At 40.5% G+C, this 14,202-nt stretch carries 8 protein-coding genes; 3 read left to right on the top strand and 5 right to left on the bottom strand.

The features are described from left to right. The first annotated feature begins 35 nt into the window (after positions 1–35). The 3 genes from NBH14_RS12845 to NBH14_RS12835 are packed head-to-tail and all read left to right on the top strand — an operon-like array spanning position 36 to position 4,169. Entirely contained in the window at positions 36–2,372 is a 2,337-nt protein-coding gene (locus tag NBH14_RS12845; protein ID WP_186959555.1) for an ABC transporter permease, read from the top strand. Positions 2,373–2,394: 22 nt separating this feature from the next. After that, on the top strand, positions 2,395–3,420 hold the full coding sequence (locus NBH14_RS12840; protein ID WP_186959554.1) for a sensor histidine kinase: 1,026 nt from the start codon (positions 2,395–2,397) through the stop codon (positions 3,418–3,420). Beyond that, positions 3,417–4,169, top strand: coding sequence for a LytR/AlgR family response regulator transcription factor (locus NBH14_RS12835; RefSeq protein ID WP_186959553.1), 753 nt, complete (start codon positions 3,417–3,419; stop codon positions 4,167–4,169). The genes NBH14_RS12840 and NBH14_RS12835 overlap by 4 nt, the downstream gene beginning before the upstream one ends. Before the next feature lie 42 nt (positions 4,170–4,211). On the opposite strand, the gene NBH14_RS12830 is transcribed toward NBH14_RS12835, so the two are convergent. The 5 genes from NBH14_RS12830 to NBH14_RS12810 all read right to left on the bottom strand — a co-directional run bounded on the left by NBH14_RS12830 (position 4,212) and on the right by NBH14_RS12810 (position 14,195). Then, positions 4,212–5,075, bottom strand: a complete 864-nt coding sequence (locus NBH14_RS12830) for a type I restriction enzyme HsdR N-terminal domain-containing protein (protein ID WP_222622100.1) — start codon at positions 5,073–5,075, stop codon at positions 4,212–4,214. Positions 5,076–5,359: 284 nt separating this feature from the next. Then, complete coding sequence (locus NBH14_RS12825) at positions 5,360–6,262, bottom strand: HEPN domain-containing protein (RefSeq protein WP_186959551.1); 903 nt, start codon at positions 6,260–6,262, stop codon at positions 5,360–5,362. Positions 6,263–6,815: 553 nt separating this feature from the next. After that, positions 6,816–8,777 (bottom strand): glycoside hydrolase family 97 protein, encoded by a 1,962-nt coding sequence (locus NBH14_RS12820; protein ID WP_186959550.1) that lies wholly within the window; start codon positions 8,775–8,777, stop codon positions 6,816–6,818. 35 nt (positions 8,778–8,812) lie between these two features. Then, entirely contained in the window at positions 8,813–12,394 is a 3,582-nt protein-coding gene (locus tag NBH14_RS12815; RefSeq protein WP_186959549.1) for a glycoside hydrolase family 2 TIM barrel-domain containing protein, read from the bottom strand. 88 nt (positions 12,395–12,482) lie between these two features. After that, positions 12,483–14,195: a RagB/SusD family nutrient uptake outer membrane protein gene (locus NBH14_RS12810; RefSeq protein WP_250817492.1), complete on the bottom strand. Its 1,713-nt coding sequence runs from the start codon at positions 14,193–14,195 to the stop codon at positions 12,483–12,485. Positions 14,196–14,202 lie beyond the last annotated feature (7 nt).

Here is a 14,202-nt window from a genome sequence, read left to right as displayed (position 1 = left end):
CGATCTCCTTACTTTACAGATAAAAAGAAAAAATCATGAAAGCAATATTCCGAAATTTCCTAGTCACTCTCCGACGGTTCCGCCTGGCATCCGCTCTTAATATCCTGGGACTGAGTGTAGCATTTGCCGCCTTCATTGTTATCATGATCCAGGTACGGCATGAACAGACATTCGATACATGCTATAAAAAATCCGGTCGTATCTACCGTGTCGAATCCACGTTGATTCCTACCGAATCAAATCTCTCTTCAAGGGAAACATATACCGCCTTTTGTGCACGTCCTCTTATCGAAATGTTACTACCCTCCGTTCCACAGGTTGAATCTTATGCTATTATGTACGGAGGTTCTTCCGAAATATATGCAAAATACGAAACAGAGGAAGGAGAATCGAGAGGAATTATGATTCCGGTTCGTAAAACATCAGACGGCTTCACCGACGTTTTTACCCCTGAAATAATCGAAGGGACAGCCGTTTCCTTGTCTGAACCGGGAAAAGCCCTGCTCCCGGAAAGCCTGGCGCGGAAAATGTTCGGACAAACTTCTCCCATTGACAGGATCGTTACCTTACCGGACGGCACTTTCTTCATTATCGGTGCCGTTTACAAAGACTTTCCGGAAAACACCAGCCTGGTAAACGACGTAAAAATAAATCTGGCAGAGGAGTATAAAAACGACTGGACGGATTGGGCCCTTACCCTTTTTGTTACGCTGGCTCCGGAGACGTCACCGGAGGAAGCGGCCACACAATTGACAGACTTCTTCGGAAAAACAGGAATGGGTAAACAAATGGGATTCACCCATGAAGTCTCTTTCCGGCTTACCCCGATAGAAGAAATTTACTACCACCACGACATAAGCCTCGATATCGCTCCGAAAGGGAACCGTATGATAACAAATCTTCTGTTATCCATCGCACTGCTGATTATCGCCATTGCAAGTGCTAACTTTCTGAATTTCTCGGCGGCACTCACCCCGGCACGGATAAAAAGCATACAGATACGAAAGATATTAGGCGAATCGACAGCCAAACTCTGCTTTGCCCTTATTTTTGAAGCAGTGGGAATCTGCCTGCTCTCCTTTTTACTGGCTTTATGCTGGGTTGGCGGTTTTGGCCTATTGAAAAATACAGACATACTTCTACCCGCATTTTTTCTGGCTGGAACTGTCGGCATCGTAACAGGGATCTATCCGGCATTCTATATGACCTCATTCCGTCCGGCTCTTATCCTGAAAGGGACATTCGGCATGAGCCCGGCCGGTCGTAAACTACGGATTGTCCTGACAGGATTTCAATTTCTGATATCGACCGGACTGATAACTGCCGCCTTTTTTATCTGGCTACAAAACAGACATATGTATAGTATGGAAAGCATAATGAATAACAGCCGCATTGCAACGGTCACTCTGGATAAAGAGATCATGTCCGGACAAGGGGAACTATTGATTGAGAAACTGAAGTCGGCATCTTCTGTTTCAGACGTCACCTCCTCGGACTGGCCTGTCGGTTTTCTGGATTATTATCTCTATACCTATAGTAAATCGCCGGAAGGTGAAGATATTATGTATTACTTCATCCCTGTTTCCCCTAATTTTACAGAGGTGATGGGACTCGATATTATCGAAGGGCGCAGCTTCGACAAAACGGATAAAACCTCTCAGGAAGAGAAATTAATCCTCAACGAACTGGCCGCCCGCCAATTCAATGTCAAGCCGGGAGATAAGTTTGCCAACGGCAGCCAGGTCATCGGGATTATCCGGAACTTCCACTTTATGAATCTGCGCAAGAAAATCGAACCGATGGCACTCTCTTCAAAACAAGACCAGAACACAACCCTTCAACCGACTCTTTATATACACATCACCGGCGACACCCATACTGCCGTCAAGCAAATCAAAGCCGGCATTGCCGCTATCGACCCGCTATATCCGGTCGATGTACAATTTTACGACCGGCAATTCGAACAGACCTACCAAAAAGAACGGGATACATCCGCCCAGATCACTTTATTCAGTTTATTGGCAGTAATCATTTCGCTGATGGGAGTATTCGGATTAGTAACATTCGAAACCCAATACCGCCGGAAAGAAATCGGCATCCGTAAAATCATGGGAGCAACAGTAACGGAAATCCTTATTATATTCTATAAAAAGTTTGCCTGGATAGTATTTGCATGCTTCCTTTTGGCTGTACCGGTCGTTTGGTACGGGGTTAATAAATGGCTGCAAGCCTTCACCTACCGGATTCCGCTCTATTGGTGGGTATTTGTACTATCGTTGTTTATTGTTATGGTAATTACTTTTGTTACAGTAACTTTACAAAGCTGGCGGACAGCTACAAGCAATCCGGTATATTCGTTGAAAAGTGAATAAAAAATACTAAGTTTGCAGGAAGATGAATAAGAGAATTAAAGTATTTATCACAACACTGACAGGTTCTATCCTGTTTGCGTTGCTTTTTAAATGGTGGACGACAGGAAACCCTTTTCACCCGTCTACCATACTTTTCGGTACTATCATATTTATTCTTATCCTGATCTCATTGAGCATCAGCAATAAGTTTTTTGGTTATTTCCTATCCTTGCCGATAAAGAAAATAAAAAAGATCATCATACCGGCTTTTATCATTTTCATGCTTATTATCTTATTCATTTCTCTGATTATTATCGGCTTGTTAATGTATCTATTCCATCTGATCATGGGATTGGATACTACTCATTTTATAAAGACCTTGCTCGAAGTGGAATTTCCCGCCACGATCAGATATTATTCAGTCTGTGCCCTGATTGCCTCGGCATTTTTCTTTTATAACATCTGGCGGCAGGCGGTCGACCGTGAACAACAATTAAAAGAAGAAAATCTGACATACAAATACCGTACATTGAAGACGCAGGTCAATCCTCATTTCCTGTTCAACAGCCTGAACACGCTCTCCGAAATCATATATGTCGATACAAAGAAAGCAGACAATTATATTCAGAAACTTGCCGGCATCTACCGGTATATTCTGGATCATGAAGAGACCGACTTCATCCCGTTACAGGAAGAGATCAGATTTGTAAACCAATACTTTAGCCTGCAAAAGGAGCGTGATGGCAGCAAAATACGGCTGGAAATAAATATCCGGCAACCTGAAAATTACAGGATAATCCCTATATCCTTACAGATATTAGTGGAAAATGCCCTCAAACATAATGTTGCCTCTGAAAACAAGCCTCTGCGGATTGTTATTCATACTACCGACGATTCCTCTATCATTGTCAGCAATAACATGCAAAGAAAAAATATTTTAAACGGCTCTCACGGAATGGGGTTATCCAATCTCAAGGAAAGAGTGAACCTGATTATAGGTAAAGAAATGACGATAGAGACGGACAATGAGTTTTTCACGGTAAAATTACCAATCGACAAAATAAAATGAAAGTACTGATTATAGAAGACGAACAGCCTGCTGCGCACAAACTCATCCGTTTACTGGAAGAGGCTGATAAGCAAATCGAGGTCATTGATGTGCTTGCCTCCATAGAACAAACCATCAACTGGCTTGCCGTCCATCCCGGTCCCGAACTTATTTTTATGGATATCCAACTCGAAGACGGGATCAGCTTTGAAATCTTCGAAACCTGCAAAATACAAACTCCGGTAATCTTTACAACCGCTTACGATGAGTACACCCTGAAAGCATTCAAGGTAAACAGTATCGATTACCTTCTGAAACCGATTGCACCGGATGACCTGAAAGCAGCTTTAGACAAATTCAACGTCCTCCACAGGCAGCAGGCAAATTATTCCAGACTCGAATCGATCATCAGCCAGTTGCAACCTAAAACTAAGGAACGATTCCTTATCAAAATCGGCGAACATTACAGGTCGGTACAAACACTGTCCATTCATTGTTTTTTTATTATGGAGAGAAATACTTTTATCCAAACCGACACCGGAAAAACATATCCGATAGATTATTCCCTGGATAAAATCGAACAGTTGGTCGATCCCGGACAATTCTTCCGGATCAACAGGAATTTCATCGTGAATTTCTCTGCTATCCAGGATATTCTAATCTATTCGTCCGGCAGGTTAAAGATCATACTTAACGGTTGGACTGAAAAAGAAGACATACTCGTCAGCCGGGAACGTGTAACGGAATTTAAGGAGTGGATGGACAGATAGAAAGTCCCCATTTCTTCCTGTTCCCTTCCGTATCCGGATAACTTACATAAAATCCACAACTTCTAATGGTAAATAATCCTCATTTTCATTTGACTGGATTTCCTTTCCTATTCTTGCACGTATATCTAGCGCAAAGCATTCTTCTTGACTTTCAGCGGAATATTTGAATGGATAGCAAAATAAAGACCTAACAACTATTTCTCGTTTATTTAAAGGAATATACATTAGAAGTTCTGATAATTGATTCTTGGTAAAGTCGAAAGACACCTGATAATCAAAACAAACAGAACTCATTGTATATTCGAAATCATTCATCCTTATAATACTATCAATCCAAATACCATAAAAACAATGATCGACATTAGCGATTCCCAATTTCAAACAACACAAACCATAATCCGGCAGATAGTTTAAAAGTGAAGGATTAGTTAGTGCTATAGGACTAATAGTTCGATATAACTGATCCCAATTTTCATCGATCGTGAAAACATCAAAAATACCGATCGGTTCCTTTTTACTTACACTAAATATGGAAATTTCTCTACCATTGCATAACCCATACATATTCGTTCTGATATCCGGATGGATTGCATAGCTAAAAACTTGTTGTACATTTTTCCCTTCACGAATATTCTCTTTAGGAGATTTTGCATCTATAACAAGAACATTCAAATTATCCACTTGAAGTAAATAATCCGGAATTATAAAAATCTTGTTTGAGGTTGACCCTATATATACAAATGGATGAGGAATCGCTTTTGATCTAATCATTTTATTCACTCCATAAGGCTGATATCCCAATTTTTTCAATATAGGAGTTAAAATATCCTCTCGTACCGCATCTTCCTTATATTCAAGACTATTCAAAACTGCAAAGTCAAAATTCTCAAATAATTTAGCATCCATGGCATTTTCTTCTTGATTTACCATCAAAGATATAAGAAAAATCAATCGAAGTCCAAATTTTATTTTCTCTAAAGATATCAAACTGTCAAATTAACTACCTTTTGGAGAGTCTGTACAGGAGAGGATCAAGACTTGTTGTTTTAAACGCGTTGAGAGACACCATATACACATCACATAAAACCAAACAATAAAACCTTTTTGCTCTTAATCAGGCCACTATTGTTTCTTTTTGTCAATTAAATTCACTTATCCTAGCCGGATCATTATTATCCATTGCCAGGAATTTATTGGGGGCTTGATTGGCTTTTCTCCCCATATTCCTTAATCTTCGCCTCACAAATCCGCTTCGTTATATCCCTAAGCAATTCGACTTTTGGGATAAGCGCATCGATATCCTCTTTAGTCACGACGAAGTGAGGATTATAGCGGGCATCCACATAAGCGGCTTTTAATAGTTTAAAAAGTCGTTTCTCTTCAGGAGTGTTCTGAGGGAACACAGTGCTCAGATCATCGGAATAACGTCTGGTTGTAGAAGACAGTTTCGATAAATTATGCTGTTTATTATTTCGTAAGGTAAATGTCAAGCGAATAGCATAATAATAGTTTTCACAGGCTTGGTGAAGCATAAAAGAAAGTTTCTTATACTGTTCTTTTTGACTAAAATATTCTGTTGAGTCTAAAAATTCATTGGCATTGACAAACTTCTCACCAAAATACTCCTGAGCTTGCTCCTTTATCTCCGCAAAGTTAAGTTTTCTCCTACGGGATAGTTTGTATTTCCCACTATTGTAGAGTATTATACCTTCCTGCTTTATTTGTGTATAGAAATACCGACCCTCTTCAATGAACTTATTAAGCTGCTTAATATCATCGTTGATAAACTCGACCGGAGTGTCGCGGTCAAAATCTTTTCCGGCAAAGAAGATATCTTCTACGTTATCCAGGATGGTTTCCGCCTTTTTATTGTTTATTCCGCTTGTTATCACGTAGATGTCATAATCTGATATTTTAACGGTAGGAATACCGCCGTCTTCAATTCGTATGCTACGGCGAACATAATTACCCCTCGCATAACTTCCATACAGAATAATAAACTCCGTCTGAGGTAAGCGACGAAGTATCTCCGTTACAAGAAAATTCAGTTCTTCCTGTTTGTCTTTGGGCAGATAAGCGATCGAGTCTTTCATTATGCTTGATTTTGTACAACGTTAAAATACAAAAGTACAAAAAAAGCAGAATTGCCTTTAGCTTTTTGATTCTAAATCATATATTTGCACTACGTTCCTGTTTTTATTTGTTTTGTTTGATAGTACAGAATGAATAAGTCTATATAATACAGGCAATTAAAATATTATAGTATTAATATAAGCTTGATTCCCACGGATCAGGCATAAAAAGGAACCTATTTATATGGACAACAATAAAACTGTCGGAACAGAAAATTATTCCAATTTACTTCAACAGATCAGTACACTGTTCAACCTGTCATTACCGGAAATCAAAAAGAAAAAAACAGATGGATAGCCTCCGGTTTCTACATAGCAGTAAAAGCAACCGGTCAATCGCTCCATGAAATCCTTTTAATGTTTTATTATCAGGTGAGTTAGACATAATCCTAGAAATCTCAAACTACGGGAATGAAGGTGTGTCAAAAGTTCGTTTTGTCATGACGGACTTTGGACGCACCTTCATCGTTACTGTAAAATAATCAGTTACTTATTTCTGAACAGCCATAAACACTTACTCTATTACAGCAGCAAATCCTCCGTTTCTGGCCATTTTAATTTTAATCACATCATTCTTCTTAACAGACGACTCGTCACGACGGTAATCCATGGCCTGACGGCCGGCATTAATGCCATCTTTAAAAGAAGTCATCTTATAGTTTTTACCGTTGTTGAGAAAATCAAGACAGATTTCCATCTCCCGCACATCCTGCTTATTATTGGTCATGCCTCCGATAAACCATTTGTCTCCTTTACGTTTAGCCACAACAGCCACTTCTCCCACTTCAGCTGCCAACGCAACCGTCTCATCCCAGGTTGTCGGTACCCGGGTAATAAATTCCGTACAATCAGCATTACGATAATAAAGGGTAGGATTGTCTGCCAACATTTGCAAACCACTCTCAAAAAGAACGTATAAAGCCAGTTGATAGGCACGCGTCCCGATGCTTCCTGAATTGGGGCGATCAGCACGATAAACATTGGGCTGAAAGTTGTTCATGGCTCCGGGAGTGTAGTCCATAGGTCCCAGAGCATTACGCAGGAAAGGATAATAAATACTATTATCCGGAGTACAACCACCCATTTGCTCCATACCTCTCACACCTTCGTAAGAAAGTACGTTAGGATATTTATATTCCAATCCGGCAGGTTTGAACGAACCGTGGAAGTCGACAAAGAGCTTATATCTGGCAGCCTCCTCAGCCACTCTTTCGTAGTAATTGACCATCCATTGGTCACTGCGGTCCATAAAGTCGATCTTCACACCCTTGACACCCCATTCGGCAAAAGTTTTAAATAAATCCATGTGATTTTCAACAGTCAACCAGGTAAGCCATAAAACGATACCTACATTCTTTTCTTTGCCATAACGAATCAATTCATGTACATCTACATTCGGATTGGGAGTAAAAGGATCGCGGGTACTTTGTGCCCAGCCTTCATCCATAAGAATATAAGATATACCATATTTAGATGCAAAATCAATGTAATACTTATAAGTATCCAGGTTATATCCAGAAACAAAATTAACATCCGGTCCATAAGGACAAGCATCGTTCCACCATTCCCAACTCACCTGCCCGGGCTTAATCCAGGAAGGATCCCCGATTACACTTTTCGTAGCCAGCCTGAAGGTCATCGTGTTTTCGATCAACTGTTTGTCATCTTTGGTGATCACAAAATAACGCCAGGGGAAACTTCTTTTTCCGGAAGTCTTAGCAATATAATCAGCTTCCTTCAACAGTTTGAGGCTACGGTCACCATCTTCTCCAAATTCCAGCGGTTCGTTCGGAAAGGTAGAAATAAGACCGTTTTGTCCATCGCTTTTAAGGAACATACAGGGATAATCCGAAAGGTCGGATTCTGAAATCAATATCTTATATTGTTTCCTGGTGTCGATCAGCAATGGAAGTACAGCCTTCTTATCTTCCGAAGCCCATTCGTTACTGTTTACATGGGTATAATTCTCTTCGTAAGCAGTTTTAAAACTTCCGGGTTGCTGCATGTGAAGAAGATAAGGTGCAGGGAAATGAATGGCTAAATCTTCCCCCATCACATCTATGTCGCCTTTCTTATTGGTAAGAAAACGATAGGCAATACCATCATCATAAGCACGGAACTCCACGGAATAATTTCCTTTAAAGTCCATTCTCAACTGATTATAGTGATTACGTACAGTCGAAAATTTTAAAGGAATTACCGGCGACAACATCTCATCCGCCTCAGAGAATTTTCGTCCCGACAGTTTAGGATTCTCGCCCAACACCTCATCCTTTAGCGTTAATTGGAGATAATTATCTTTCAGGATCACCTCGCCATTGTACGAAACGGAGTAATAAATCTTGTCTGTAATACGAAGACTTACCTCTATCTCTTTGTTGGGAGAGAACAACTCGACTTTCTTTTCCGCTGCCAGAGTTGACGAGAAAAATACCCCGATCAACAATAAGACATAAAAAGTTTTACAGTATTTCATACTATCTTTAATTAAAAATGAATTTTCACCTCAAATTATCTGACAAGTTCTATTCTGAATGAATAACCGACAAGCTGATTTACAGGAATCATATACTGAGGCAACGGGCGCGGGCCGCAACTGGCATTCCCCAACCCCTGCTGGATACAATCCAGGCTAAGATAAACCTCCGGCTTGCGGATATTATCCAACTCAAAGTCATGTTCAGCCTCCCACAAATCCTTATCGGGGAAGTGTAAAGCACTAAAAGCAAGCTGGTCTTTAGAGGTTATTTTCAACCCGTGATTATTCTTATCAGAAATGATCAACCATCTCACATCCTCACGGCTCCCCATACTCTGTGCACGCACATAATGTTCTTCTTCCATTTCTTTTACTGTCTTATCGAACTGACCGAAATAAGCAGAACGCTTTCTGTCCCAATAATTCTCATGAGGGCCACGGCCATACCATTGGATATTCTCAAAGTCCTGTGGCATAACGACCTGTAAACCTAGACGATGCACAATGGCACTGTTCTGCGGTAGCGTGAAGCTGGCATCCACATCTATGGCTCCATTACCATAAACAACATACTTTATGAGATAAGGTATTACCACTGGATTACGGTAAGCAATGGTCGCATTCACATATGACAAAATTGTAACAGACTTCTTATCGTCAGCAACCTGATAACTAAACAAAGGTTTTCCATATGTTGTCGGGTAATAATTCTGGTCCGTATATTTATCATTACTTATGCTACGATACCAATTAAGGGCAAAACCATTGTTTTGATGAATCATCTCCTGACGGTCATAACGCAATGATTTCATTACGCCCGATCCTGTGTCAAATGTAATTCCAAAATCCTGTCCTTTTATGATAAGATCTTCCCCCTGGGTATTAACCTCCAATGTGTTCAGCGCATTGGCATCCACCATCGATACAGCCGGCCTGTTAGTCAATGCAAATTGTTCAGAGGCAACTAAATGACCTTTGTCGGCCCATCTCGTTTTATTCTTCAACGAAAAACAGACATTCAGAAAATACTCCTTCCCTACTTCCAGATTTTTGTTATACGGAATAACAACCGGAAGTTTTTCATCAGGTTCAAGATTTATTGAAGGTATGGTTCCTGATTCCGATTTTACCCCGTCCTTTATAACTTCCCATGTTATATCAAATTCATTCAGATTCGTGAATGCATATTTGTTTTCAATTTCAATCTTACCGCTCATCAATGCCAAAGGAGTCATTTTGATGTATTGAAATACTTTTTTAGCTTCCAGTAATTTAGCAGTAACTCTTCTGTCAGGAGTAGTCAATCCGTTGCATGAAAAATCTTTATCATTGGGTTTATCTCCAAAATCTCCTCCGTAATAATACTTATTGGCAGACTCACCGTGCTTATTAATTCCCTGGTCTACCCAGTCCCATACACAACCACCAATGATACGTTCTGATTTTTCAATATAATCCCAGTATTCCCCCAGATTACCCGGAGCGTTACCCATCGAGTGGGCATATTCACAGAAGAAATACGGTTTATCCTCATCCATCTGGTCGATACGGTTCAGGTCCTTCATATCAGGATACATCTGTGAACGAATATCGGCAACTTCGTTTTTGCCTTCATAATGAATCGGGCGTGAATCCATTTCTCTGGCACGTTTGCTCATGGCTGTAAAATTCTCCCCGTTGCTTCCTTCGTTGCCCAGGGACCAGAAAATGACTGACGGATGGTTTTTATCCCGCTCTATAACCCGTTCTATACGGTCTACAAATGCAGGTATCCAGCTCGGTTTATCTGATATGGAACCATTCCCGTGATTTTCCAGATCAGCCTCATCCATAATATACAAACCATAATAATCATACATCGCATACATTTTAGGATCATTCGGATAATGGCTTGTACGCACCATGTTTATATTATGATTTTTCATCAACAGAATATCTTCGATCATCGACTCTTTAGGAACGGCTTTACCGTATTGAGGATGTATATCATGTCTGTTTACACCTTTGAAAAAGACTGCTTTATTATTTATATAGACCCGTTTATTCTTTATTTCAATTTTACGGAAACCAAATTTGGACGACATGGCCTCAGTCACTTTCCCTTCACTATCCTTCAGAGAAACAATGGCGGTATAGAGATGGGGAGTCTCTGCCGACCATAACAACGGCTTATTTACTTTTGCCTGCAAATCATATTTCTGTTCCTCACCACCTCTCAACTGAGCGATTGACTGCGACAATGTAGCCACCTCTTTTCCTGACGGATCAAGCAATGAAACTTCGGCAGTCTCTGCTTTTGCCGTATTATTTCCATAATTTCTGACAGACAGTTCGGCTTCGAATGTTGCCGAGCTAAAATCATTTCCATTAAACGCTGATTTCAGAAAATAATCACGCACATGCACTTTGGGCGTTGCATAGACATATACATCACGGTGAATACCGCTTAAACGAAACATATCCTGGTCTTCAATATAACTGGCATCCGTAAAGCGGTAAACCTCTGCGGCAATCGTATTTGTTCCTGTCTTCGCATATTTTGTGATATTGAACTCCGCATCGTTATTGGCTCCCTCACTATAACCTACTTTCTGCCCATTTATCCATACATATATGCCACTATATACTCCATTAAAATGCAGTATTATTTCTTTTCCGTCCCAGCCGGCAGGTATGGTAAATTCGCGACGGTATGAGCCGACAGGATTTACCTCAATTTCATTGGTATACCCTTTTTGCGGTTGAATAAGGGGAGGATTATTTTTGAAAGGATAAGTTATATTCGTATAAATAGGAGTGCCGTATCCGTGCATTTCCCAATTAGAAGGAACCGGGATTTCTTTCCAGGCAGATACATCATAGTTCATTTTATAAAAGTTGGCTGGCCGTTCGGAGGGCTGTTTCACCCAGTTGAACTTCCAATTGCCATTCAGGGAAAGGTAATAATCAGAATTAGGTGTTTCCCACGGTTTTTCAAAAGTTTTATCCGCTTTAAGACTTGCAATGGAAGGATAAGGAATATATGTATTATGGCCTGGTTCTTTATTCACCCCGAAAATCAATTCATTTTCCCATTCGGTTTTACCACGGACAATCACTTCTTTTGGGGATTTCACCGAAGTTTCCACCAATCGCCAAACCTGTGAGGAATTGGGTAACTGGAAGATTTTACTGCCGACGGCGTCTTCTCCGTTATAAGCTAAAGACATATTACTCGTCCTTTGTATAATGGAATAGGCTCCTGTACCCGTTACATGGATCGTCCACTGCTGATTACCATTGGAGTTGCTCGATTCCCATTGCATTAATTCGCTGCCTTCTCCGGTATGGATATTCCCGTTATCCATACTCTGCCTGACAAACGGGTTAGCGATTGTGTAATAACCATTCTTCAACTGAGTTATCTTCCACAATTGTCCTTTATTATTTCCATTACTTTTTGATAAGACAAATCCATCCCCGTTTTGGTCACTTTGCTTATTATCTATCACCAGCCCCGACGGACTCATTATTTTATATAACACTTCTGCATTTATCTCCTGGCTTTGTGCAGGCATACTCCAGAAAGAGATAAATACAAGATACATCAGAAAAATAAGATTATGCTTCTTCATGATATTAAATTAATATTTATGATTTAAAAGGTGTATCAAAAGATGTTCAAAACGTCCTCTGATACACCCTCTTACTTATTATTCGGGATTAATAACCCGGATTCTGTCCGTTCACCCAATTATCTTCCCCTCCGTTTTGTGCAGCAATGACCGAGTTACGGTCAATAGCACCCTGCGGAAGCGGCATAAGATACATTTTGGGTAAAAATTTCCGTTCCCTTACATCTACAATGGTATAAGTAAGGGTTCCGTTATCTTCTTTAATCAACATACCTTTTAAAGGTACACTCATCACACCAGGGCTACCGTCAGGTAACTTATCCGCGATTTCCCAACGGCGAATATCCCACCAACGCTTATCTTCAAAACACAACTCCACGCGTCTTTCACGACGGATAATTTCCCGCATGCTTTCTTTATTCAAAGACTTAAAAACATCTTCCACTTTCGGCATATTGCCATTTCTGGTACGTACCGAATTTACTGCATCCAGCACTTCTTTCGTAGGACCATTTACCTCGTTTTCCGCTTCTGCGAAATTGAGCAACACTTCACCATAACGGAAAAACATATAATTCTCGTATGATGTCTCATTACCGAACATAGACAAATCTTTATTCTCGTTCAACCTTTTACGAGCATAATAACCTGTATGGGTGTTATCGTTGGAATAACCCAGATCTATTGAATTATTACCGCCTAACTGTGTAGTAATCTCAAACTCATTCCTCCATTTGGAGCCATTGTATAGAATAGTTGCATAAAATCTTTTTTCCCGGCCTTCATAAGGATTATTCGGATCATATCCTGAAGCCGGATCAGTGATCGGCAATCCATTCTCCATAGAGAATTCATCTACGAGCTGCTGTGTCGGTTGGAAATTTCCCCAGCCGGGTTTACTTGAACCAATAGTAGGAGGCCCAAAATGCATTTCTTTATTATTTCCTTTGTCAGGTCCGTACTGACGGGCAAAAATAGATTCGCTATTATTGTTAGTCATAAACAATTCATCGAAGTCCGGCGCCAGGCTGTAAACACCCATTTCCATCACCAATTTACAGGTTTTTGCAGCAACTTTCCATCGTTCGATATCATTCGCCGGATTCCGCTGGGCACTGGCATGATAAAGTTCGCACCATCCTTTCAGGGTCAGGGCAGCCCCTTTGGTAGCCCGGCCTGCATTATTTCCCGTTTCCGTTTCGTTCAACAAGGGGGCAACTTCTCCCAACTCAGAAACAATGAAATCAAACGTTTCCTGTGCCGTGGCCCTGGGATTTTCCAACGGTATGTCGGCATTCTGATTATCGAGCGGCACCGTGATCAACGGAACACCTCCGTATGTCATCCATAACCAGTGGTAAACAAAGGCTCTCAAAAAACGCGCTTCAGATATCCGGTGTTGTTTATAACTATCCGACAGGGTCGATTCCGTCACTTTCTTTATAAACACATTGCATTTACGGATCTTTTTATAGGCCTTTTCCCAGTCCCATACCTCGCTGAAACCTGTCGGGTAATTCTCCGGGGTAATCTGTGCATTCCCAATATTCGCATATCCGGCCATCCAGTTCGTACCGACATCGGAGTTATCCGAAAACTGATCGAGATGTTGCGTAACTTTATTGGCATCCGGCAAGAGGTCATTATACATATCGTTAAGAAACAGGTCTGCATTCGATTCTTCAGACCAAAGTACATTATCAGTGACGGAGTTTCTGTTTTCAACTTCCAAATAATCCGAACAACTGCTCATTAAAGCCATACATATAAACAGGCCTATATATGTTATTTTAGATTTCATATTCATC

The sequence above is a fragment of the Parabacteroides caecihominis genome, from assembly GCF_023656785.1.
In the GTDB taxonomy this organism is placed as follows: Bacteria; Bacteroidota; Bacteroidia; order Bacteroidales; family Tannerellaceae; genus Parabacteroides; species Parabacteroides segnis.
Note: the sequence above shows the minus strand (reverse complement) of the source record. Positions and strands in the feature narration are given on the sequence as shown.

Excerpts from the sequence above, each read along its gene's own strand:
- NBH14_RS12820 (WP_186959550.1), bottom strand. The coding sequence starts at position 8,777 with ATGAAATACTGTAAAACTTTTTATGTCTTATTGTTGATCGGGGTATTT.
- NBH14_RS12810 (WP_250817492.1), bottom strand. The coding sequence starts at position 14,195 with ATGAAATCTAAAATAACATATATAGGCCTGTTTATATGTATGGCTTTA.
- NBH14_RS12815 (WP_186959549.1), bottom strand. The coding sequence starts at position 12,394 with ATGAAGAAGCATAATCTTATTTTTCTGATGTATCTTGTATTTATCTCT.
- NBH14_RS12835 (WP_186959553.1), top strand. The coding sequence starts at position 3,417 with ATGAAAGTACTGATTATAGAAGACGAACAGCCTGCTGCGCACAAACTC.
- NBH14_RS12825 (WP_186959551.1), bottom strand. The coding sequence starts at position 6,262 with ATGAAAGACTCGATCGCTTATCTGCCCAAAGACAAACAGGAAGAACTG.
- NBH14_RS12840 (WP_186959554.1), top strand. The coding sequence starts at position 2,395 with ATGAATAAGAGAATTAAAGTATTTATCACAACACTGACAGGTTCTATC.
- NBH14_RS12830 (WP_222622100.1), bottom strand. The coding sequence starts at position 5,075 with ATGGATGCTAAATTATTTGAGAATTTTGACTTTGCAGTTTTGAATAGT.
- NBH14_RS12845 (WP_186959555.1), top strand. The coding sequence starts at position 36 with ATGAAAGCAATATTCCGAAATTTCCTAGTCACTCTCCGACGGTTCCGC.